The sequence below is a fragment of the Paenibacillus qinlingensis genome, assembly GCF_013204845.1.
GTDB classification, from domain to species: domain Bacteria; phylum Bacillota; class Bacilli; order Paenibacillales; family NBRC-103111; genus Paenibacillus_E; species Paenibacillus_E qinlingensis.
This window is the reverse complement of record NZ_JABMKY010000010.1, coordinates 181210-206747: the sequence shown is the minus strand read 5'-3', so window position 1 is coordinate 206747 and position 25538 is coordinate 181210. Positions and strand designations below refer to the sequence as shown.

Genomic DNA, 25538 nt, shown 5'->3' with positions numbered 1-25538 from the left:
ACTTTTGTAAATTCACTCAATGGTTTTCGCCATTAAGTGTAAAGCAGCTACCAAATTGAAATGGCAGCCGCGCCAGGACTGATGGTACATACGTTTCCGCATGCTCTAACTGTAGACCTGTACCTTCGAAAGTTCTCAGTTCGCTTATGGAGGCCACTGAAACAGTCAAACTGAACAAAGGTGTAGTTTTCTCGCAAAAATGTGAGGAGACTGCACCTTTTTCTTGTATACTTTTATTATCATTGGAATAAGGGTGAGTCGAGTGATCCAAAAACAACAAACTTTAGTGTTAAATCCTTATGTTGCACTCTATAATTTAATTGTCCCAAAGGATAATTTGCTTCGACAAATTAATGAACTCGTGGATTTTTCATTCATATACGAAGAACTTCAGGTCAATTACTGTCTCGATAATGGTCGTAATGCCATTGATCCAATCCGAATGTTTAAATACTTGTTGTTAAAGGCTATTTTCGATTTGTCCGATGTCGACATTGTTGAGCGTTCTCGTTACGATATATCCTTCAAATATTTTCTGGGTATGGCTCCAGAAGACCCTGTTATGGATCCAAGTTCTTTGACCAAATTTCGCAAACTTCGTTTGAAAGACATGAATTTGCTGGATTTGTTCATTGAGAAAACTGTGCAACTTGCCACCGAGAAGGGAATTCTCAAGAGCACGGCTATTATTGTCGATGCCACCCACACCAAAGCCCGTTACAACCACAAGTCTCCTCAAGAAATCTTGCAGGATCGAGCACGTAAGGTGCGTAAAGCTCTCTATATGATAGACGAAAACTTAAAGGGCAAGCTCCCAACCAAAAATACCAATACTGATTTGAAAGATGAGCTCAGTTATTGCCAAAAGCTCATACATACCGTAGAAAACGAGTTAGGTATTCCTTTAGTACCCAAACTTCAGGAAACCCTAAACTTATTAAAGGAAACTGTTTTAGAGGATGTAGAGCAGCTTCGAATTTCAGAAGATGTTGACGCACGAGTTGGACATAAGAGCCCGGACTCCGCTTTCTTTGGGTACAAGACACATCTGGCGATGACTGAGGAACGTATTATTACAGCAGCCATCATAACAACAGGTGAAAAGAACGATGGTAAGCAACTACAAGAACTCATCGAAAAGAGTAAAGCCGCAGGCATGGATGTTCGCACGGTGACTGGCGACATGGCGTACTCAGAGAAGGACAATCTCATCTACAGCAAGACAAACCATATTGAATTGATAGCCAAACTGAACCCCGTGGTTACCCAGGGAAACCGAAAAAAGGAAGATGAGTTTGAATTTAACAAAGACGCAGGTTTGTATGTTTGCAAAGCAGGTCATTTGGCGACGCGTAAAGCGCGGCAAGGGAAAAAAGGCGTCAGCAAGAACCAGACGACTACCTATTATTTTGATGTGTCGAAATGTAAGCGATGTCCTCTTCGTGAAGGGTGTTACAAGGAAGGAGCCAAGTCAAAAAGCTATTCCGTCAGCATAAAGTCCGACGAGCACTCCGAGCAAATGACATTTCAAGAGAGTGAAGATTTCAAAGCGAATTCGAGGGAACGCTACAATATTGAAGCGAAAAACAGCGAGTTAAAACACAGGCACGGGTATGATGTAGCCACATCCTCGGGTGTATTAGGCATCGAGATTCAAGGAGCAATGGCGATTTTCGCGGTAAATCTAAAGCGGATTCTAAAGCTAAACGATTGAAACTGTAAGTACCGAAAAGCCTAAATACGCAAAAAGAAGACATCTTCCAGAGTGGGGGATGTCTTCTTTTTGTAAATGGCCCCCTTTAGAACTAAAAGGGCGAGTTCTTCAGTGGCCTCGCGTTAGGCAAGGGGGAATAAGTAAAATGAAGATTGAGGTGCGTAAGCCAAGCCTTAAAAAGCGAATTGCATCACGAACATGCTTGAAAAGCAAGTGCTACATCGACTGGTAATCAAGATGCTCGTGGTTATGGTTAGCTTAATAAGCCTAATAGTTTACAATAAAACTTCATTTGATATTTTCGCGCTACTTAAAAAGCTTTTTAAATAAAACTATTCTTTTGATTGCCCAAATGTTTTATGTAACTCATTAGCCAACCAATAAAGATATTGTTTTTTCTAGGTCCTCCGTAACCATCCAAGTTGGAGAAATCCATGCGTTAATAATCATATTAGCCCCGTCGATATCAAGAAGCGCTGCTGCCTGTTGAACCATTCCTAATTCCCACCCTTCTGCATCTCCATTAGATTCATCTCGTTCGATTCGAATCCTATTTATGATAATATCTTTAATTATGTATGTGGATAACCATTAATGACGACTACAAGTATCTTACCATATCGGCATTTTGTGATTTAATAATAATGGGACGTAGTGCAGACAGGGGGCTAGGATATGACTGTCATTATTAATGATAAGAGACTGAAGCTACTTCAGAAAGACCTTAAATCTTTTTCTCAAACATCAAGTGTTTTCTTGAGAGAACTGTTTAATTCAGATTTTATGAAAAAATTCACAAAATTTCGTTCGTTTGAAGAATTTGTAAAGGCAGGAGGGTTTGAAGTTCAAAACCAAATGGACTTCAGGAACCTACCACTTGATCTGTTCGATGCTCATGTAGCTCAACAGACACAATTTACCGATTGGAAAGACATGCAAACATCTGCTGTTAAAAGATACATTCAGCGTTTTCTTTAACTTTAAAACAAAAAAATTAAAGCTACGTCCCCATCTTCTCAATTAACTCGTACATCTTCTTCATCTTTTATTAGTATGCAGCCTGAATAGTCCACCTATACTGAGGTGAATCAACTATGTTAGAAGACAAAAACACACCAATCAAACATTTTTTTCTATTCCAGAAATACTTTTTAAGGAAGATATATCATGCATCTTTGAGGCTAGAAATGATACTGATAGGGAAGCAAATCTGACAAGGATCATGAAGGCACTAAATAGCGCGGGTTATCAAAATGTCGAGAACCTATTAAACGCAACTCGGACTGATTTAATGGAGGTTAGAGGTCTCGGACAAACTTGTCAGACATTACTTTTCGACTTACTTCATAGAGTATCTGACAAACCTGAAATAGTCCGTTACGTTACTGTGGAGTTAAAAAGAATAAAACTAGAGGGTATCAAGAAAAAATTACTTGAAATCGGGATGATAAATTAAATTGTTTGCTAATTCAACATGAAAAAAGCTCAAGGGACAGCTTTCCCTCTGGCTCTTTTCATCAGTTCAGGGCCGCCAATGTCTATGAGAAACTTTGATATTGATTTCTCCAACCTTAATCCAGTTCAAGGATGTGGTCAATATGTCATTCATGAAGCACCTAGTGCTTTAACACAGCAGTTTAAAATGCATAAGTATTGGATTATTCATTCCATGCCAAATCTCTATCTACAGCTTGAACTAGTTAAAACGGATATCAACAAGCAAAACGGGATGAAGCAGAGTTGTTTTCTGCCTCATCTCGTTTTGAATTACGGTTGTAGTATACAAGGCTTTATTTAGCAGCCTCTAACGAAATGGTTTAATTGAGCCAGAAGCTATAGCTTGTGCTGGATAAGGTTCCGGTGTCGGATACGATAAAGTAAGCTTTACTTCCTGGCCCAACTGTTATTTGAATAGAATCTAAACCACCGATACCGTTATCCCACGGATAAAGGAATGTGACAGAGCCGCTCGGATTGTGAACTTCTACCCAATAGTTATAATTAACGTCTGCAGGGGATTGAAGATTTGCCGTGGTCGTTACCGGTTGAGCAGTGTTATTTTTGAATACGAAAATATCAGCTTCACCGCCTTGCAGCAACGTACCGTAGCCAAAACCGGGACTGACAGTTACTGCCGTACTAACCGTATCGCCATATCCATATTGGGCATATGCAGAAGGCACTCCAAACAACATCGCACAAATGGACAGCAAAAAGATGAACTTCTTCACAAATATACACCTCTCTCATTTAGATTAAAACCGGACATATCCATATTGCAATTATTACATCGGTTTTCTTCGTATCACCTCCCCATTGACTGGATTGCTCACTCCATCATGGTCTTCGCTACTCCTTTATTTTCGCGATCGACCTGACGTCCGAAATGAATGAAGCCACATGTTGTATCGAAGTGAGACGATGGGTGACCCAAGTTATTAACTTGCAATATGTCACACAAAAGTATGGAAGATCGCGCGGTGGCCCCCCATACTTTCAATTATATTTTATACAGCAAAGCATAAAACAACCATTTAAATATTAATCAATACATGTCTTTATCATTCTCACTTCCATACATCTCTAATGATAGATTCAAGAGTTATTGATAAATAACAAAATCACCTCAAGGTCACGCAAACGTAAAAGCGAACTTACTTATACAAAAGAGCTTACTTTGTGAAGAGCCTCGCATATAGTGTGGTTTATATTAACCTGAGTATCAACTTCAGCGTGAATGGTCTCCCAATGATGTTTTTGTTTTCTCCAGGCTCTAGGCGTTACCTATCGTTCTCTCGCCCGGAAGCAATAAAACAATCCGGCACCGGCAGAACGCAGGTGTCGGATTGCCAATCAACATTATTGCCCACTCTCCGCTTAACGGAATGTGAAGGCTAGCGTCATTACTTTTTAGAACTAATGCAACCTTTCAATTTTGCAGATGCCTCTATATTGTTTTTCATTGACAAATCCTGTTCTCTTGCATTTTTTGCTTTGTCTATTGCTTTATCCAACACTTCTGTCGGCTTTTTTCCAAGTTCGTCGAACTTGGCTTTCTCCTTGCTTTTAAATAGGTCCATTAGATCTACTTCCAACGGACCGGCACCTGCCGTTAACTTCGCTTTTATTTGAATGCAAGGATTCCCTTTCACTTTTTTTCCTTCAACGCCTATATTTATGGCAGCTGGCACGTATTTAATCTTTATCGCTGCTTCAGCTCCTATGTTGGTCAGCGGGACTTCCTCGAATGGATTGATTTCAAATCCACCGCCGACGCCTAAGCCGATTTCACCGCATTATGCAATTCCGTCGGTGTCTATGCAGATTTTAGCTCCGCCTCCGATCAAATCGTAGAAGGATCCCCCGACACATGCTTGACCGCAAGGATCTCAAAGCATGATTGGATTATTGCCGACGTATGCATACATATTTGCCTGTTTGCTTGAATGAATTCAGACGACAAATTTACTTGTCTTGAACTATTAGAATAGTTGTAGATTATGCGACTGTGAGACGCTTGGACACTTCCTTGAATCCAAGTATTTGCTATGGAAAAACCCTCACCGTACTGCTCTCTGAGCATGCCTAAAAAATCTGACGTTGAATTCAAATTCAATTTATATCTCCGGTATAGATGCTCTCGATAATATGACCTTCGGCAATTTTCCTAATGTAAGGAATTAATGCCCTAGGGAAAATTCTGTAATCCTCAAGATTTGATATTGGAATCCATTCATTGGAGCTGTACCGCGAGGAGTCGCCAGACCATCAACGTGGATAAGGTGTTATATGATGCTCCCGTCATCTTCATAACTCCAACAATTTATTCAGAATCCCTTTCGTTTGAAATATGCTGACATTGCTTGCATATAATCCTTGAACATAATTGGATCATCAGAAAAGTCATATGTACGACTTATTTCACCTTCCATTGAAATAGTGTATGCACTCTTTCTTTGATGCCAAGCATTCTCAGGTATCACAATATCAGGATGAAAAAAGAAAAACCAACAACATTCACCTTCTAATATTATATCACTAAGAATTGACTCATAATGATTGATATTTATACGTAGTAAATCACTACGACCGCTTTCTTCCGCCATTTGTTTTGCTTCTTCAAAAGTAATTGTTGGAATGTAATCTTCAATCAGATCACCATACAGAAATTCATTAATTGATACATGCTGGTCGTGTAAAATAAATGATATTGTGCCTTTAATTGTTGCACCAAGTGTAGTGACATATTTATCTTTTTCAACAATCTCGTCTACTATAATGTAACCTTCATCCGATTGTGATTCAGAAAGATACAAATTGTCACCGAGATTTATATAATATAGTGCTCTTCCATTTATTCTTCGATGACTCTCATTATCTTCAGTATCTTTAGAATGAACCGCAAATATAGGTATTCGTCTCATAGATCTTATCCTTTCAGTGCCACTAAAAATAAATATCATTACGGGAGTTTCACGTAACTGATAATCTGTGAACTTCGCATAATCTGCATAGTCGAAGTATTCGTGAAGTCATGAAACTATCCTGCCCGTTCGGGGTGAAGAGCTACCATCATGCATGCATGTCGTGTGGCAACCACCACCGCTAATCAACAATTTAATTGACACCCCAGAAATAAAAATAGTGAATGTTCACAAAAGTAAACACTCACTAACGAATTCTATTTTCCACTAACGATCTTTATTTTCCTTGATCAATTGGGGTACACCACCTCCATAAAATAAGAGCATGGTATCACTCGGTTTTTCCCCGATTTCTTTGAAACATACATATTTCCATTATTGGCGTTACACTAAGTTCGTTATCAACCCACTCTCTATTCTATCTAGGTAATTCTAAGCCGACTGTCACAAATGAAGATTTCTTGTTCGAACGAAGTCATCATTTCCTTATCACCAATAAAAAAGGCCTCCATCACTGAGTAGTGAAAAATAACACCATTTTTCCCGTCATAAAAAATAGAACTCCACATATATCACATGGAGTCCCCGTATTGAGCATCTTATTCTAAACACTCTCTAACAACCGCCCATCCCGAAACCTCACAACCCGCTTCGCCTGCTGCGCTATCGCATGATCATGCGTGATCAAAATTATCGTTCTACCTTGATCATTTAACCTAGCGAATATATCCATAATCTCTATGCCTGTCTTCGAATCCAAAGCACCAGTCGGTTCATCCGCCAAAATAATCGCAGGATCTCCTGCCAGCGTTCGTGCAATAGCAACCCTCTGTTGCTGCCCGCCAGACAACTCCGAAGGCAGATGCTTCCTGCGATCCACCAAATCGACGGCTTCCAAAGCCTTCAAAACAAGTGGCTCTCGTTCTCTCCGCGTCATCCCCCGATAAATTAAAGGCAATTCCACATTCTCATATGCACTTAATCGAGGTAGTAAATTAAAGTTTTGAAACACGAATCCGATTTTCCGATTCCGTATCTCGGCTAGCTGCCAATCCTTCATCTGGTTAATCGCTTTGCCGTCAAGAACGTACGATCCCGTGTCAGACACATCTAAACATCCGATGATGTTCATCAGCGTCGACTTCCCCGAACCTGAAGGCCCCATAATCGCGACAAATTCTCCTTGTTCAATTACTAACGACACATCATCCAACGCGCGGATCGTTTCTCCACCCATCACATATTGCTTACAGACATGATCAATTTGAACTAGGCTCATATCATTCGCCTCCATTTTACGATACCAAGATCCCTAACAATGAAGAACGCGACTATACGAAACGTGTTGAAAATGGTAACACTAACCTAGCAGCATTACCGTTTGGCCTTATAAAATTCATGATATAGCTTCATTAACGCCCGCTTCTCAATACGCGATACATACGAACGCGAAATCCCCAGCTCCTTCGCAATTTCCCGTTGCGTCCGCTCCTCGCCGCCAAGCTCCAAGCCAAAACGTCCAACCACAACTTCCTTCTCCCGGTCGTCCAAAATCTCCAAATTCCTGTAAATTTTCGATTTCTCAATCTTCAACTGCACCGCATCCACTACATCGTCCGCCTCGCTGCCGAGTATGTCGATGAGTGTAATCTCGTTCCCCTCTTTGTCCGTTCCGATCGGGTCATGCAAGGACACATCTTTCCGTGTTTTCTTCAAGGAGCGCAGATGCATTAAGATCTCGTTCTCGATACAACGAGCCGCAAAAGTCGCCAACTTCGTGCCCTTATTCGGTGAGAAAGATTCGATCGCTTTGATCAATCCAATCGTCCCGATGGAGATCAAGTCTTCCAAATCTTCTCCGGTATTGTCGAATTTCTTGAGGTTGTGAACACGAAGCAACGTAAATGTATTAGGACAAACAAGCTTGAGACAACTTGACAAAAAAAAGCAGACTTGGAAGGAAACATACCCAAGAATGCCGCTTTTATTGATTGAATTTCCAATTTCTGTTAATGACTTTTTTGCTTTATTACATTGTTCTTAAATTTACACTACATTTTGAATCTGCATGTCCATTACTTGATGCTACCGACTAAAAATTAGCCATTTAATTGTCTCAAAAGGGGAAGTCGTTATTATTCACAAGTTAAAACAACCAACTTGGAATAATATAATCATCATTTGAAAGTACCTTATTAATAAATGGATAATTCACTTGATTAATTTGTATTTTATTATGTTTTTGTAACCAATAAATTATAAGTTGTCCCTCATAATCATTGAAATGTTTTGTAATTTCAATCCACCATTCAACAGCTGTAGGACATTTATCCATACTTTTAACAATTTCATTTGCTATAAACCATGCTGAATCAGCTCTTTCATTTTTCACTAGACTCAACACTAGATTTAATATTGAAGTATCACTATTCTTTTTTAACCCTTTCTCAAGTAAAGTAAATAAGTTTGGGAATTCTTTATCGCTAATATATTCATTTCTTCTGATCAAATATGCTAGGGCTGTCTCTGCCTCAAAACTCCCCTTTTCGTATGCTTTTAAGAAAATTCCTGAACACATTTCGTACTCTTTAAATTTATATGCAACAACACCTAAATTATATAAGTCATCATAATCAGCTTTTTTAACTGCTCTATCAATCAATTCTTTTCCTTTATTTACATTTTTTTGAACTTTTTTCCCTATTAAGAATCTAATACCATACTCAAACATTGCAGTCAAATGCGATGCGTCTGATGCTCTTTTTAAATAATTAATTCCATTTGAAATATGTTTTCTCAAACCGTCTCCACTAAGATATCTTTTTGCTAACAAGTATGCTGCATGATTATTCCCTTTTTGAAGTGCATGTTTAAGTAACCTTTCTCCTTTTAATCCATCCTTCTCAATATAGATGCCATCTATTAATATCTCTGCATAATCAATAACACCTGGAATGTATTCAAGTTCCACAAGTTGTTCGTATAGCATAACCGCGCGGCCAATATCCTTATTAATTATATGGCCGTGTATTAACATCGAAGCAAGAAACAGTTTTGCATTATTATAGCCATTATCATTTAACTCTTCTAAGATATTTAATCCTTTTTCTACATCTCTTTTAGTTAACTTTCCTTGTACTAAAAGTTTAGCTAATTCATATTTCCCTGAGATATTTCCTCTATCTGAAGCTTCTTTAAGTATTATTAACCCTTTATTAATATCTTCTGGAATGGACTCGCCTTCTATTAACCGAACTGCATAATTTACTTTGAGATTTTCATTTCTCCCAAATAACACCCTCTCAAATAACTCAACCGCTTTATTTATATCCTTATCTACGTAGGTACCCTCTAGGTATAAATTTGCTAAATAGTCTATAGCATATTGATCATTTTGAGAAACAGATTTTTCAAGTAATGTTAACCCTTCATTTTCTTCTAGAGGCTTTATCTTTTCTTGTACAATGAACTGTGCTAGACTCCTTCTAGCTTCTTCGTGTCCTTGTTCCATCGCTTGTCTTAATAGCTTTTCACCTCTAGCCATATTCCTAACAACACCTTCTGGACCCGCTATTAAATATTTTGCGTACTCAGTGATAGCATCTAGATTGTTCTTTTTCATCAAATCCTCTAACAGCGTTACTCCACGGCGAACATCTTTCGAGATTCCATTACCAAAGATTAATCTGTCAGACATTTCCAATACTGCGTCTTCGTAATTACTTTCTATCAAATTATTTAAAAGTACTCTCCCTTCATCAATATTTTTTTTGAGATAATATCCGTCCAAAAGTAAATTTGCTAGTTTTAAAATAGCCTTATTATCATTTTTTCGTGCTGCCAACCTGAGTAATTCTTCTCCACGCTCTTTATTTTGTATACCATATGTCCCTTGTAATAACGTACTTCCTAGTATCCTTATTGCATTTACTTCTTCATTCGCCACTGCTTCTTCAAGTAATGCATAACCCTCAGATATATTACATCCAAGAATCTCACCATTTAGAATTGCATGTCCTAAAATTGTATTTGCTAGTTCATCACCTAATAAAATTGCTTTTCTTAATAACTGTTCACCCCTAAAAAGATCTTGAGGTACATCGTTTCCATATAGCATTTTATATCCTAGTACTCTCATAGCCATGGCGTTCCCTAGCTCAATTGCATAGTTAAGATACTCTAGTCCTAAGTTAACATCCCTCTCTACTAGTTTTCCCTCAATATAGATTTCCCCTAAATAACTTTTGGCTTTTATACTTCCACATGTAACAGCGTTTTTAAGCATATCTAGACCAGTTATTTTCTCTTGTTCTGTTCTATCTTCTTTATTTATAAGTACAAAAGCGAATTGAACCTTTGAGTTTATATCACCTTTATCAATTGCTTCATTTAATAAAAACTCAGCTTTTGAAAAATCCTTAACCATACCAATTCCGTATGTATATCTCCAAGCTAACTTTCTTTTAGCAAGAATATTTCCGGATTTTTCAGCATTAATTAATAGTTCTAATCCTTTTTCTACATCTTTATCGAAATAAGCGCCATCAATTAATAAATCTCCATAATAACAAGCAGCTTCATCGTTCCCCTTATTAATTAAGTCTTCTAACATTTTTTGCGCTTTAATTTTATCTTGTTCGACATGTTTTCCTTCAATTAGAATTCTTGAGTATTCAACAGAAGCTCCTTCATCACCATCATCTATCATAGATTTAATTAAAGATAATGCTTTCTCTACATCCTTATTTACTATAAGGCCAGTCAGCAAGATTTCAGCATAGAATCTTTTGGCATCTAGAAAATTGCCTTCGACAAGTTGAGTTATCAAGTTAATACCTTCTACCAGGTTTTCCTCTGAGTTTGTGATTGTCAATAAATATTGAGCTAAATAAAAACGAGCCTTTTTGCTTCCTTTATCAATGGCTTTTCGCAAGAGACTCATTCCTGCTTCAATATCCCTATCTATACCATCGCCATAAATATACATGTTCCCTATAGTTCTCAAAGAAGGCACGTGATCTTCATTTACTAACTCAAAAAGCAACTTTTTAGCCAAAATTAAATCAGATTGAATGTCTCTTCCAATCAAATATCTAAGTGCTAAATTGAATTTAGCATCCTTACTACCTAAATTTACTGCCTCCTCAAGATATCTTTTCGCTTCATGTGTATTACGGTTTACTTCCATGCCATCAAACATAATTGAACTTAGCATTAATTTCGCTTTTATACTATTCAGTTCTGATGCTCTCTTCAAAAGAACAATTGATTTTTCAATATCTTTACTTACTTTCTCACCTTTAGCATAAATAAAACCTAAAAATGTTAATGCCTCACTATTTTCTAATTCTGATGCTCTATCTAAAAATTTCAGCGATAGCTGAATGGTAGAATCATGTTCATACTCTTTAAATAAATAGATACCAATTTCTGAGAGCCGCGAGCAACTAATAATTTCATTATTAATAAAATCATTTATATATTGACTGACATTTTCTTCAGTTAACAAATCGTACTTTTGAATTTGGAATAAAAATCGACATAAAAAATCTAAATGAACTGATGAATTATTTAATAACCAATTAAAAATAGAATTAATAAACTCTTCTATATCTTTTGTACTAAAATATCTTTTTAATATAAATACGGCGAAATTTTGATTGAGTAATTTAATTCTATTGAATCTTATATCACTCATTAAATGATTTATTTTTTTAATTTCATTTCTAATTTTAGGCATTCTATAGAGTAATTTTTGATATGATAGAAATGATTGTATATACTCCAATGAAATTGGTTGGATTTGTTCAAAAACCGCTGTTAAAAGTAAGATTTCTTCTAATATCTCATTCTTGACACAAATATCTGCATCTTTTTCAAAAATACTAATTTCATCTTCTTCAAAAATATCAAGTAAGGAAATATCAATTTTCATACCACCGTCTGGTGAACTAACCATTAACTTTTTTAATTGGTTGACATGTCCTTTTGTTTTTTCAAAAATTTTATTATTAGTCATTTCATCATCTATACCACTAATTTGTGGAATATCTTCCCTAGTAAAAGGGTTTAATATAATTTCATGTATTTTATTAGAATAATTGTCAATCCATTTGATAGTTTGATTTTCTAGACCAGTTGCCATTAATATTCGGCATCCTTCAGGTAAATCCTGAAATAAAAATGAGATTTTATCTTCTAATTTCTCGGCTAATTCCAAAGAATCAATTACTAATAGAATCTCACCACACTCATTAATAAAACGTTTTATCGCTTCAAGCAAAATTGCTTTAAGCACAATGTACTGAGAATTCAATTGAGTTTTTCCACTAACTGAAAAACTCTCATTATTAGCAAAATTATCTTTAATATATTTATCAAACAATAAAATATCAATCTTATGGATTAAATTCAAGTTTGCTTGTTCAACAATTGTTCGTACCATGTCTATTAGGTTAATTGAATGTTTGAACGAGTAAATTATTAATGACTGAGAAAATTCATTTTGGAATCTATCCTTACTATATCTATTGATAAATCTTGACAGGAGTGATGATCTCCCACTATCCCTATGCCCTTTAATTAGTATAATTTTATTCTCAGGCAATTTTTGGAAAATCTCAGATACTACTCTTTCTCTACTATTAATTAGTTGTACTCTTGGAATATAATCACTTTTAATACTATCTAATAGGTACCTTGTTTCCTCTAATTCTATCTCACCCAATTTCTTCCCAGCACTAATTTCACGAAATGTTTCCATATTAACTATTACAGGTATAGTTAAACAAAGCATAACTTCCCAAACTATACTAGTATTACTTTTTAAGAGTGCTAGTCTTGTGAGACTTCTTGATTTAATACTACTGTTTGTTTCAATTGCCGAAGAAAGAATAATCCCAACAAAATCCTCTGGAATAAGATTTAACGTTTCAATAATAAGATTAATAATTTCGCTAAGGTTACTTTCACTTACTTCTGACTTAGTATTTGAAATTGAAGATGTTTTTAATAGCCACCATTCGACCAAGGTAAACAAATACTCTATGCTTTGGTGTTTTTTCTCATTATTTTCTAAAATATTTATTATTAATATTTCCATATTGTCAATTATTCGAATAATATCTTCAGTAGGATTAATTAGAAATAACAAACGATCCATTAATAAAACAGCGTTATCAATGTTATCTTTTGTAAAGTTACATGAATAGCTTTGATTAAATACTTCTACTGCATTATTTCTTATTAGTTCAAGACATTTTGTGAATCTATAGTTCCGTGAATCATTTTCAACTTTAAAGCTTTCTAATGAATTCTCTAATGAAATTGCATAAATCGATCTATCGATATCATTCCGATTAAAATCTGTTATATGTTGATCATCAATTTTAATAAAATCGTCTGTCTTTTTGATATTCTCAGTTTTACTTTCCTTGCAATTAGTTAAAAAAAAACCAATATTTTTTTTTCTATTCCAGCTACTATCCCTTGGATCATACTCAAATGGAATCTGCACACATTCTTTCTTTTCTTTCTCAATTTGAATTATTGAGAAATTATTTCGGTATCTTACACCTGCATAAGAAGCACCACCAGTAATTACATACGCTTGATCATATGCCTTAGTTGGTCGTTCTATTGCACCATGTACGTGACCAGATAATATTATATGAGATCTTTCAGATAAATATCTATATGTATTAGGTCTATTATGATACGAGTTTTGTTCTGCATCATTTAACCAACTTTCAGGATGATGTACAATTGCAATTGTTGTATTTCCGTTAATAATATTTGATACTTCATTTATTTGTTCATTGGCATCCATAATTTCCAAAAGGGGCAATCCCAGCCACAAATTTCTTATATCCTCTTTACCTCGACAGAACCATGAAGAGTTCATTACTAAAAAATTTATTCCTAAAAGTTCTCTTTGCCCAACTAAGAAGTTCGAGTAATTATTTAATGTAACACTTGGAATGGACATTTTATTACAGAATTCAATATATTTGTTAAATGGCCCGGAAAAATGCTCTAGATTTTCGGGAATTAACCACTTATCAGCCTCATCAGACGACTGAGGAGGATTACTTCCAATAGCTTTATTTCTCTCAAGATCATGATTGCCTGGACATAGCACAAGTTCTTTTGTAGTTAAATTAAGTTGCTCTAGTAAGGATTTAATCCAAACTTCTGCTTCATCAAACCCGTTTTGTTTACCTTGCCAAGTGATATCACCAGAAATAACAACAACATCTGGTTTTGCTGTTTCTTCAATTTCTTCCAATGTACTTATTAATTTCCCTAGAGCTGTTTTTCTTAAAGCAATTGCATGGGAATTCGAAGTTGATAATTCCATACCAAAGTGTAAATCAGATAAATGAAGTATATTTATAGATTTGGACATAGGTAAATGATTTCTCCTTAAAACGGATCGAATTTTTAGGTAAAATTATGAATTAATTATATCATATTTTGTAAAACATTCCCTCCTAAAATGCATCAAAATACCTATAGCCTTTATTAAAGGGTAAAATACTAATTACTGAGCATATCAATTATTAATTTTATTTTCAAAAAATTCATGTTACCTTTACCAAAGAAGTAGAGAATGCATTATTTACTTTATGAGTATCTGATATTCGTTAAATCTTCAATTTATATAAAATTACCAATTTATTAATAATTAACCTTTTGTTGAATATAACTTAGATTATTTATAAATGTCAGGGGCTTTGTTAGTTTTATTCAAAAAATTGTTCTGTCGGGTACTAAGGATAATTACGCAAAGTGAAACTATGACTTTAACATACAAGAAAAATAACCGGAAATCCCCTTTCCCATAGGGTTCCGGTCATATACCTCTAACTACACTCCACCAACCGCCCATCCCGAAACCGCACAACCCGCTTCGCCTGCTCCGCAACCTGCCGGTCATGCGTAATCACAATAATCGTCCGCCCCTGCTCGTTCAGCCGCTTGAAAATATCCATGATTTCCACGCCCGTCTTGGAATCCAGCGCCCCTGTCGGCTCATCCGCCAAAATAATCGGCGGATCGCCAGCCAACGTCCGAGCAATCGCAACGCGTTGCTGCTGCCCACCAGACAGCTCCGACGGAAAATGCTTCCGTCGATCCAGCAGATCAACCGCTTCCAATGCCTGTAGGACCAGCGGCTCACGCTGTTTTCTCGATAACCCCCGATAAATCAACGGTAGCTCCACATTCTCATACGCATTTAACCTAGGCAATAAGTTGAAATTTTGAAAAACAAACCCGATCTTCAGATTCCGAATCTCGGCCAATTGCGAGTCTTTCAGTGAGTGAATTTGCTTCCCATCCAGCACATACAGGCCTTCGTCCGAGACGTCCAAACAGCCGATGATATTCATCAGCGTGGACTTTCCGGAGCCCGAAGGCCCCATAATAGCAACAAACTCACCTTGTGCAATGTCCAGCGAAATGTCATCCAACGCACGAATCGTTTCGCCGCCCATATAGTAAAATTTACTCACATGCTCAATCTGAATTAAGGCTGTCATTGTCTTCGCCTCCATTATTTGATGCCAAATGAATGAAGAATGCGATTCAATTCCTTTTTACCGCTTCGCCTTATAAAACTCATGATACAACTTCATCAGCGCCCGCTTCTCAATCCGCGACACATACGAACGCGAAATTCCGAGCTCCTTCGCAATCTCTCGCTGCGTCCGCTCCTCGCCGCCAAGCTCCAACCCGAACCGTCCGACGACGACTTCCTTCTCACGATCGTCCAATATCTCCAGATTGCGATAGATCTTGCTCTTCTCAATCTTCAGCTGCACCGCATCCACCACATCGTCCGCCTCGCTGCCGAGGATGTCAATCAACGTAATTTCATTCCCCTCTTTATCCGTTCCGATAGGATCATGCAAAGACACATCTTTCCGCGTTTTCTTCAAGGAGCGCAGGTGCATCAAGATCTCGTTCTCGATACAACGAGCCGCAAAAGTCGCCAACTTCGTGCCCTTATTCGGTGAGAAAGATTCGATCGCTTTGATCAATCCAATCGTCCCGATTGAAATGAGATCCTCGAGATCTTCCCCTGTGTTATCGAATTTTTTCACTATATGGGCAACTAACCTTAAATTGTGCTCAATCAGCTTATTTCTGGAGTGCTCATTACCTTCTGCCATTTGACGCAAATGTAATTCTTCTTCTGCCTCGGTAAGTGGTTGTGGAAACGCGTTGTTCTTGACGTAGGACACAAGCAATGTAAGCTGCTTAATCAATATGGCAATCGTACCAAACAATCCTGGCATTCCAGCTACCCCCTTGAGCGTATTGCGGAGCATGTTGGCTTCGGTAGCCTCCGCTGTTTAGATTAGTATTAGTCTATGTGGGTTAGAGCCTAGAAGTGCCTGTACGGAATAACTTCCTTGAATATGTTCATATTGAATAATCTTCATCGACATGAAATAATCAACTTAATATCTGTTAAATAAAGGGAGAGTGCCCAGTTGAAAAATGCGTGTATCATAGGCGGCTTACTCGTATTACTCGTTGGTTTCGGGTCGTCTGCCTTACCTGTTTCAGCTCAAATCACGATAGATCCTGTCCAGACAATTACGCCGATTACAGATCTTAATCCCAACATCAAGGACCTCACCATATTTCAGAATTCTAGCTTCGTACAATTAAAATGGAAAGCGCCGACAATTGCATTATCGTATATCGGTACCCCCACCGTCGCTGCCGACGATACTATTTATTTTTCTTTTACCATTCTAGCTGGAAACGGGATCGCGGCACATTTGCCTGACGGAACGAAAAAATGGCGAATTGCAATCAATGAACAGATCTTAACATCACCTACCATCGATAGAGATGGCAATATCTATGTCGGTACCGGCAGATCCAACAATCCAGGCAAGCTAATGGCATTTCGAGCAGATGGTTCATTGAAATGGTCTTTCACTGCAGGGGATCAAGTTGCTTCAGCGCCGATTTTTGGGGAGGACGGAACGATTTATGTCGCTTCTAAGGATGGTATCCTACATGCGCTAAATCCTGTGGACGGCACTGAAATATGGTGGCTCGATCTGGAGGTTAAAGCCCAAGCGAAGTTGCTCCTTGGCCCTGATGGCGCCATTTATGCAACTATGGGAACCAAATCACTTTACGCAATCAAGCCAAATGGGACGAAGAAATGGACATTTCCAATAGGTGGTTTAGCAACATCGACACCTACTGCCGGATTAGATGGTACCATTTATGTCGGATCTGATGATCATAAGCTTTATGCCGTTTCACCTAACGGAACGAAACAATGGGAATTCGATCAAGGTAGTATCGTATATGCACCATCTGTCGGTCAAGACGGCAGCGTTTATTTCGGATCACAAGATGGAAAACTCAACGCACTGTTACCTAATGGATCGATAAAATGGCAATTTGCTGCAGGCGGCACGATCACTCCACCTCTTATCGGGCCTAATGGACTTATTTATACCAACTCATCATCCAATAAAGCCATTTACGCGCTTAGCCCGACTGGCACCATTCAATGGCAATACAAAATTGCTACAAACGAGATTTTGCCATTATTCATTGGACATGATGGGACCCTCTACGAAGTATCCACCATATTAGCTGATCCGGATGAAATTAAGTCCGAGGGCTTATTAGACCTCTTTGTTTTGTACATGTACGCGCTCAAAGTTCCTGTAACAGCCATAACAATGAATACAACCACACTCAACCTGCAAGCTGGAGAACGCGTCTCTCTCAGCGCTGCGATTTCTCCCAGTTATGCATCCAATTTCAAAATAACATGGAAAAGCAGTAACCCAAACATTGCAACTGTGGACACCAACGGGCAAGTCAGTGCACTCATTCCTGGAACAGTAACCATTACTGCAACTTCCGGAGATGGCTTATCTACGCAGAGCAAAGTCACTGTCACAGAAGGAACAGGTCCTGCAACGACTACTACCGCAGATACAAGTCCCTTTACAGATACAAAAGGACATTGGGCAAGTCCTGAGATTAATACAGCCTACGAACGAAAAATTGCGAGCGGTTATCCAGACTTCTCATTCAAGCCGAATGCTAGCATTACACGTTCTGAATTTACGGTTATGTTAATGAATGGATTGAAGCCTAATTCAGACGGTGTACCTCTCACTTTTACGGATACGAACCAGGTAGAAGATTGGGCGGTGAAATCAGTCAAACAAGCCGTTCAGCTTGGTCTGATCAGCGGCTATCCCGATGGCACATTCCGACCGACAGCCAATATTACCCATGCAGAAATGATTTCCATGGTCGTCAAAGCCCTAGGGCTCCCCCTAATGGCAGGTATCCCAACAGGCTATGCTGATGATGCCGACATTCCAGATTGGGCTAAGCCAGCAGCTGTCATTTCTAGCAAAAACAATCTACTAGGCGGCACTACAGGAAATAACTTTGCCTCATCTAAGCTAGCTACCAGAGCGGAGGCCGTTACAGCCATAGTCCGAATGCTTAATATAAAGCCATAACGATTAAAATTTCTGCCCCCTCAAATAGGCTAAAGTGAACCCAAAGTATCCGCGGCGGCTACTTCACTGCTCCTGCCTTCAAAACCAATGAACCTCCCTGAAACTTTGCCAACGCTATGCGCAAAAAATAAGCCTCCCTTCTATTGGGAGGCTTATCTAACTCTAGTCTTTCATCGAAGGAATCAGACTCAAGATGAACGTAATATCTTCTCGATCGATTCTACCATCCAAGTTGAGATCTCGCGTTGGACTATCGGATTGAATATAAGTAATAATTTCGTCAAATTGTATTTGACCATTATGATCATGATCTAGTAAAGCAAATGTAGAACTTAGAATAACAGCAAAGCTCGTATGTGTTGAGATGATTCCATTATTAGCGATGAGTGTATACATCCCTGCTTCCGTATCAGCAGGTAAAGCAAACCTTGCATCATGGAAAGTACCATTAGCTACAGTAACATCCTGATAACTAGCCAGTACGGTCCCGTTAGGGGCCAGAATTGTAAGGGTCAAACCATTTAGATTAGTTGTCCCTTGTAACTCAACTACTTCCCCTTGAACCTTGGTTGAGATTGGGCTTAATTTAATCTGAGGCGCATCCGACGTGATTGTGATTACTTTTTTGCCAATGATACCTGATCCGTCATTCGCTCTTGCCTCAACCGTAACTGTCCCAATACCAGTTGCTGTTAACAAACCACTTTGACTAATTAATGCATTTCCTGTATTTCCGTTCCCATTCCCATAGACATACCATGTTACTGAAGAGTTAGTTACATTTAATGGTAATACGGATGCTTCCAGTTGGAGTGTTCCACCAATAACAACGGCATCTCTATTTGAAGTTTCCTTTACAGAGATACTTATCGTCATAACGGGTACTTCCGGTATCGGAGTTATTGTAATAGCTGTGCTGCCTTTTACACCAGAACCATCAGTAGCTGTCGCAGTAATCGTAACATTACCGGGTTCAATCGCATTAAGTATGCCTAAATCACTAATCGTAGCTACTCCCGGGTTGCCATATACACTCCAGGTCACTGATGGGTTCGTCGCATTTTCAGGTAGTAGATTTGCAATCATTTGCAACGTATTTCCTGCAACTACCGATGTTAAGTCCCCTGCACCTTTAACCTCAATATGACTAACAGGTATTGCAGCAATCGTAATTATTGTAATTCCTTTAGTCGCTGATCCATCTGTTGCCGTAGCAATTACCGTAACTGTACCGACTTGCGTACCCGTCAATAACCCCGTCACGCTTATCGTCGCATTTCCTGTATTTGCAACCACACTCCAGGTTACATCGGTATGTGATGCATTGTCTGGCCAAACCGCCGCCTTCATCTGCAATGAGTGTCCATTGGTTACCGTTGTGGCATCACCAGTTCCGGTTACGACGATACTTGTAACTGGTATCGCCGCTACTGAAATGATCTTACTGCCAACAACATTGGAACCATCATTGGCTGTAGCTTTCACCGTGACAGTTCCTACACCTGTTCCAGTCAATTCACCTGTCGGGCTGATTGTTGCTGTCCCTGTTCCTGCTACTACGCTCCAAGTTACAGAAGCATTCGTCGCGTTTTCAGGTAATACTGCTGCAATCATTTGCAGTGTACTTCCATTCGGAACGCTTGTTGCTTCATCCTCTCCTGTCACGACGATACTTGTGAGTGGGATCGCTTCAATCGTAATGATCTTGCTACCTACAATATTCGAACCATCTTTGGCTGTAGCTTTGACCGTGACTGTACCTACAGTTGTTCCTGTCAATAAACCAGACAGACTAATCGTTGCTGTTCCTGTGCCTGCTTCAACGCTCCATGTTACAGACGTGTTCGTTGCATTTCCTGGCAACACTTTCTCACTCATTTGGAGTGTACTTCCATTGGGAATGCTTATTATATTGTCTTCACTCGTAACATTAATGCTTGTGACAAGTATAGGCGTGATTGTGATCGTCATCGTACCAACAATTGCTGATTCATCATTGGCTGTTGCCTTGACGATTACTGTGCCTAGACTAGTTCCTCTCAACTCACCAGACGAACTAATCGTTGCTGTTCCTGTGCCTGCTTCAACGCTCCAAGTTACAGCAGCGTTCGTTGCATTTCCTGGCAACACTTTCTCACTCATTTGGAGTGTACTTCCATTGGGAACGCTAGTAATATTGTTTTCACTACTCACATCGATGCTTGTAACCAGTATTGGTAAAATGGTCACTTCCATCGTCCCATTAATATCAGGGTTATCATTCGCCGTTGCGATAACTGTGACTGTACCTACCTCTGTCCCCGTAAGTACGCCAGATGCGTCTATACTTGCATTACCTGTGCCTGGCACAATGCTCCATGCTACAGTACGATCCGTCGCATCATCCGGTGATACCACTGCAATCATTTGAAGTGTTTTTCCACTGGATACGCTCGTTAACTCTCCTTCACTCGTAACCAAAATACCTGTAACAGGTATCGCTTTAATTGTAACTTCCAACGTCCCATTAATATCCGGGTTATCATTCGCCGTTGAGATAACGGTGACTGTACCTACCTCTGTCCCCGTAAGTACGCCAGATGCGTCTATACTTGCATTACCTGTACCTGGCACAACGCTCCATGCTACAGTACGATCCGTCGCCTCATCCGGCGATACCAACGCTCTTAATTGCAACGTTTTTCCATTCCGTACGTTTGTTGTTTCGCTTTCGCTTATTACCTCTATGCCTGTAACAGGGATCTTTGTTATCTCAATGTTCATAGTACCTACGATACCTGAATCATCCGTAGCACTAGCCTTGACGACTACTTCTCCTACCCCTGTTCCTGTCAATAAGCCAGTTGATTCGTTTATCTCTGCATTACCTGTACCTGGCACAACGCTCCAGACTACGGTACGATTCGTTGCATTCTCTGGATAAACCAACGCACTCATTTGCAGTTGTTCGCCATTTTGAACACTTGATGCCTCTCCTTGACTCATTACATCTATACTTGTAACCTTTCTAGGTGCAATCGTAATACTCTTCGTCCCTACTATGCCGGAACCATCGATGGCTGTTGCCTTGACGACGACATCTCCAACCACTGTTCCTAGCAATAAACCTGTCGTCTCGTCTATCGTTGCATTCCCAGTACCTGCTTCCACACTCCAAGTTACGGATTTATTAGTTGCATTTCCTGGCGAAACATCCGTACTCATTTGCAACGAGTTCCCAATCATCACAATGGTTGCATCGTTAGCTCCCGATACAGCAATACTGCTAACGGGTATAGCACGTGACACGGTAAGCACAGTGGTTGCAGTCGTTCCATCTTCAGCTCTCACTGTAATATTAATTTCAGTGTTACCTACCTGAAGAGGTATCGCTTCGCTCCAAGCACCACTTTCGACTGCGCCCGTATTTACAGTTACGGTTGCATGCGACTCATTAACCGTTGGCATCATTTTCAAAGTGTCGTCAGCATAAGGTAGACTCACTGTGTATGCCATAGTATTAGAGTCAAAATCAGGAGTTAATGTGCCCTTAGACACGATTAGATTGTATAGCTTCGCATCCCTGTTCAAAATTGTTGTAACAAATGACCCACTATTATTGGTGGTATCGATCTCCGCTCCACCAGATACCGTTACCGAACTTGTTATAGTGCGGGCCGCATTAGCTGCAACATTCACAGTCAAATCGATAGGCGCATAAGCCGATTGGCCTTGTGGGATATCCGAACGCGTACAGGTTAACGTATTATAAGTACACGTCCATCCACTTCCACTCATTGCTGTCGCTGTCAATCCAGTTGGCAATGTTACTACCGTCGTGATTGGACCACTCACTGGCGGCGTCCCAGTATTGTAAACCGTAACCGTATAATGTGCTCCGGTTTTTCCAAGAGAGAAAATCCCATTTGACCCCGATGCTGGAGCAATAGCTACTTGCAAATCTTGTTTGTCTGGATTAATCGTAAGATCCCCGCCAACATTGTCTGCCATCACCACACCGCTCAACAAGCTAGGCAGTTTATATCCACTTACATAAACTGCGCCACCACGATTAGCCGTATTACCTGCAAAAGTGACAACATCCAATGCTACCGATCCGAAGTAATGATCAACAACAAGACCGCCGCCATCACCATCAGCGACATTTCCAGATATCGCCGTACGTGAGATACTCGCAGGTACCCCTAGATAAAGACCTCCTGCTAGCCCCTCAGATCCTGCTCCGCTAGATTTACTAGTTGCCCTATTCCCCGTGAACGAACTATCCGTAATCGTAACGATTCGCGAGGATGTAGTCTCTGGCGTTATCGCCATTCCACCACCAAGGCCATAAGAGGTATTGTTTGTAACGATAACTTTGGACAGATCCAGGTTCATATCTCCCTGAAGAAATACCCCTCCGCCTTGCGAACTATATGACGCAGAACTAGAAACTCCAGCTTTATTATTGCTAAAAACGACGTCATTTAGTTTAACTGTCCCACCTGCTGCACCCGATAAATAAGCCCCTCCGCCTAAACTATTACCGGACGTGGTGTTATCCGCAATGATCGAATTGGCAATCTCAATCGTACGGGTTCCCGCATCTCCATCGATCCCGCCACCACCGAATCCAACCGGAGCTTTCCCATAACGAAGTGTAAGCCCCTCAATCTTGACATCATATCCAGGAGTACTGACATTTGGGTTAATAGACAATACGCGATTCGTAGCAGACACAGCATCGGTTGCCGCTTGAATAATCGTATTCACTGGATCCCCTTGAATCCCAATTAAACTGACATCACTGGCAACAACTAATTGCCCGAGTGCTGCATTCAAGGTATATACATCAGGCGGTATTGAAATCATATCTGCACCGGCCAAAGCATTTGCTTCCATTAATGCTGCTCGGATCGAGCAATTGCCATTCCCATCATCACAAATCCCGTTTCCCGGATTCGTATCCTCGACGTCCAATGATGTATTTACTGTAAATGTGCTAGCAGCATTAGCTGCTCCAACAAAGCTAAACCCCAAGCCAATAATGGCAACCAACAATAGTAGAGCAACAAATATACTCGCTGTGAATTTCACAATAGTTTGCGGTTCCTTTCGAACGAACGCCACTTTCTTGCCCCCTCTCCTTATTCCTAATAACTCATGCAATTTATGGTCTTTGTGGAAAAATACCTTGTAAAGCTATACAAAAATTGAGCGTCAAATACGGTTGCATATTATTATGAGGCTGACTGTTCCCAGTTGGAGCAACGGCCCCCGCACCCATGGATCTCAAATTCGTCTTCTCCGTATACGCTGCTGCCCCACGTCTACCCTGAATATCCATTAACAAATGGCCAGTCGGTGATTCATGTGCGAAGCCAGAAGTCCCATATTGTATCGCATGAGCGTGCGCTGGTATTTCCGAAACAAGTAACGTTACTGATTTATCACCAGCTGTCTGACCTAGATCGTACATTGATAAACCTTGTCCTTGTCCTGGGTGCAAGGGAACTCTTCCTTGTAAATTGGGAAGGGCGAAATTATTATAGCCATTCCCTCCATATGTTGTGCCTAATAGCGAGAATAAAGCTGTATTCTGCGCAATAGCTAATAATTGACCATTACATTGAGCCCAACCTGTAGGTGCAAAATTAAATGGGAAAATTCGAATCTCTCCAACGAATTGATCCATAATACCTCTCCTTAATCTCTACTAGGGAAAATCCCCTGCGTTGCCATGATTGCATGTAAACATAGATAGGGTTGTCTATTCTCATGCGCTTGACCTCCACCACTAATGGAAAGCACTGCGCCGTTCGATACACTATCCACGACATACCCGTACGAACTCGTCGTAGTCTTACCAAATGTGTGATTATCCAGGGTTTTGGAATCAGCTGCGTTCATACTTGCCCTAAGTGAATGGATGTGGGCCGGCATTTCATTTGTAGTTAATGTATGGGTTTTCTCTCCGCCTGACTCGCCAATTATATGCCCCTCCCCCATATGGATGGGGATCCTATTCTGTAAATCGGGTAAAACAAATGTCGTTTGTCCATTACCACCATAAGTTGTTCCTACTAAAGCAAATAGAGCTTGATTCTGAGCAATGGAAAGTGTTTGACCGTTACATAATACCCAGCCACCTGGTGCAAAGTTAAAAGCAACCCAACGTAATTCAGTCAAAAATGGTTCTTCATACTCAGGAAAGCCCCCCTCTTGGCTAGGGTACGTTCCATTCCAACAAATAATATAATTGATAGCCAAGTATGGCTGAATATTGGAATGTGCCCCATTACCACCAGCATTTTCGAGGATGCCTGTAGTTTGCGTCGCTCCGGCAGTTTCCGTGAATTGATTAAGTGTTGATCTCGCTAAGACACTACCTTCCGGTGTGTTCGTACTTCCATATTTGGACGATACACCGAAAGCATGTGAATGTGGAGGAATCTGACTAACGTTGAGTGTCACCTCTTCCACACCACCTTGTTCACCTAATGTTGTCTCATTCCCGGCATGTATCGGCACTCTGCTCTGCAAATTAGGCAATGCAAATGTACTAATTCCATCTCCGCCATAAGTGGTTCCTAGTAAAGAAAACAAACTCTCATATTGAGAAATAGGAAGTATTTGACCATGACAGAACATCCATCCATACGGAGCAAAATTCCCCCCAAACATTCTAATCTCACCTGTATAGGCCATTATATGTTTCCTCCTAATTTCAAATAGACGCTTATATGTAAAATAAACAATTCAATTGATCGGACAAACTGCCCGCGTCTTTCATTTCTCGTAAATTTTCGACAATATCCTCTATTATTCTAGCAAAATATAGGTAATAATACATGTATATTTTAAAATTTATGGTATGTTATTACTATTAAAGGCTCATTC

16 protein-coding genes are annotated in these 25538 nt (G+C 39.5%); 4 read left to right on the top strand and 12 right to left on the bottom strand.

Features of this window, described 5'->3' with window-relative positions; all coding sequences use genetic code 11:
* The first annotated feature begins 262 nt into the window (after positions 1-262).
* On the top strand, positions 263-1714 hold the full coding sequence (locus tag HQN88_RS19435; RefSeq protein WP_173115569.1) for an IS1182 family transposase: 1452 nt from the start codon (positions 263-265) through the stop codon (positions 1712-1714).
* Between the two features lie 369 nt (positions 1715-2083).
* Here the strand turns inward: HQN88_RS19435 and HQN88_RS38130 are convergent, their stop codons facing one another.
* Positions 2084-2209 carry a hypothetical protein gene (locus tag HQN88_RS38130; protein WP_274319710.1) on the bottom strand — a complete coding sequence of 42 codons (126 nt, stop codon included), beginning with the start codon at positions 2207-2209 and terminating at the stop codon, positions 2084-2086.
* 180 nt (positions 2210-2389) lie between these two features.
* Between HQN88_RS38130 and HQN88_RS19430 the strand changes: the two genes are divergently transcribed.
* Both HQN88_RS19430 and HQN88_RS19425 read left to right on the top strand, forming a co-directional pair.
* Entirely contained in the window at positions 2390-2692 is a 303-nt protein-coding gene (locus HQN88_RS19430) for a hypothetical protein (RefSeq protein ID WP_173115567.1), read from the top strand.
* Positions 2693-3188: 496 nt separating this feature from the next.
* Positions 3189-3512, top strand: a complete 324-nt coding sequence (locus HQN88_RS19425; RefSeq protein ID WP_173115566.1) for a hypothetical protein — start codon at positions 3189-3191, stop codon at positions 3510-3512.
* Between the two features lie 19 nt (positions 3513-3531).
* Here HQN88_RS19425 and HQN88_RS19420 read toward each other — a convergent pair whose 3' ends face one another.
* From HQN88_RS19420 to sigK (HQN88_RS19385), 8 genes are all read right to left on the bottom strand, one after another.
* On the bottom strand, positions 3532-3945 hold the full coding sequence (locus HQN88_RS19420) for a hypothetical protein (RefSeq protein WP_173115564.1): 414 nt from the start codon (positions 3943-3945) through the stop codon (positions 3532-3534).
* 672 nt (positions 3946-4617) lie between these two features.
* Positions 4618-4905, bottom strand: a complete 288-nt coding sequence (locus HQN88_RS19415) for a hypothetical protein (protein WP_173115563.1) — start codon at positions 4903-4905, stop codon at positions 4618-4620.
* A gap of 636 nt (positions 4906-5541) precedes the next feature.
* Complete coding sequence (locus HQN88_RS19410) at positions 5542-6138, bottom strand: hypothetical protein (RefSeq protein WP_173115561.1); 597 nt, start codon at positions 6136-6138, stop codon at positions 5542-5544.
* A gap of 604 nt (positions 6139-6742) precedes the next feature.
* Positions 6743-7417, bottom strand: a complete 675-nt coding sequence (locus HQN88_RS19405) for an ABC transporter ATP-binding protein (protein WP_173115559.1) — start codon at positions 7415-7417, stop codon at positions 6743-6745.
* Between the two features lie 95 nt (positions 7418-7512).
* Entirely contained in the window at positions 7513-8079 is a 567-nt protein-coding gene (gene sigK / locus HQN88_RS19400) for an RNA polymerase sporulation sigma factor SigK (RefSeq protein ID WP_337995203.1), read from the bottom strand.
* 205 nt (positions 8080-8284) lie between these two features.
* Complete coding sequence (locus tag HQN88_RS19395) at positions 8285-14545, bottom strand: metallophosphoesterase (RefSeq protein WP_173115557.1); 6261 nt, start codon at positions 14543-14545, stop codon at positions 8285-8287.
* Positions 14546-15002: 457 nt separating this feature from the next.
* The gene (locus tag HQN88_RS19390) at positions 15003-15680 is read right to left on the bottom strand and encodes an ABC transporter ATP-binding protein (RefSeq protein ID WP_173115555.1); all 678 of its coding nucleotides are present in this window, start codon (positions 15678-15680) and stop codon (positions 15003-15005) included.
* A 57-nt stretch (positions 15681-15737) separates the two neighbouring features.
* A complete protein-coding gene (gene sigK, locus HQN88_RS19385) occupies positions 15738-16439 on the bottom strand; it encodes an RNA polymerase sporulation sigma factor SigK (protein WP_173115553.1) in 702 nt (233 codons plus the stop codon).
* Between the two features lie 198 nt (positions 16440-16637).
* Between sigK (HQN88_RS19385) and HQN88_RS19380 the strand changes: the two genes are divergently transcribed.
* The gene (locus HQN88_RS19380) at positions 16638-18659 is read left to right on the top strand and encodes an outer membrane protein assembly factor BamB family protein (RefSeq protein WP_173115551.1); all 2022 of its coding nucleotides are present in this window, start codon (positions 16638-16640) and stop codon (positions 18657-18659) included.
* A gap of 162 nt (positions 18660-18821) precedes the next feature.
* Here the strand turns inward: HQN88_RS19380 and HQN88_RS19375 are convergent, their stop codons facing one another.
* Genes HQN88_RS19375 through HQN88_RS38435 form a run of 3 tightly spaced genes read right to left on the bottom strand, consistent with a single transcriptional unit; the run spans position 18822 to position 25346 of the window.
* Positions 18822-23768 carry an Ig-like domain-containing protein gene (locus HQN88_RS19375; protein WP_173115549.1) on the bottom strand — a complete coding sequence of 1649 codons (4947 nt, stop codon included), beginning with the start codon at positions 23766-23768 and terminating at the stop codon, positions 18822-18824.
* Positions 23769-23808: 40 nt separating this feature from the next.
* On the bottom strand, positions 23809-24333 hold the full coding sequence (locus tag HQN88_RS19370) for a phage tail protein (protein ID WP_216855761.1): 525 nt from the start codon (positions 24331-24333) through the stop codon (positions 23809-23811).
* Positions 24334-24344: 11 nt separating this feature from the next.
* Positions 24345-25346, bottom strand: coding sequence for a phage tail protein (locus HQN88_RS38435; RefSeq protein ID WP_216855760.1), 1002 nt, complete (start codon positions 25344-25346; stop codon positions 24345-24347).
* Positions 25347-25538 lie beyond the last annotated feature (192 nt).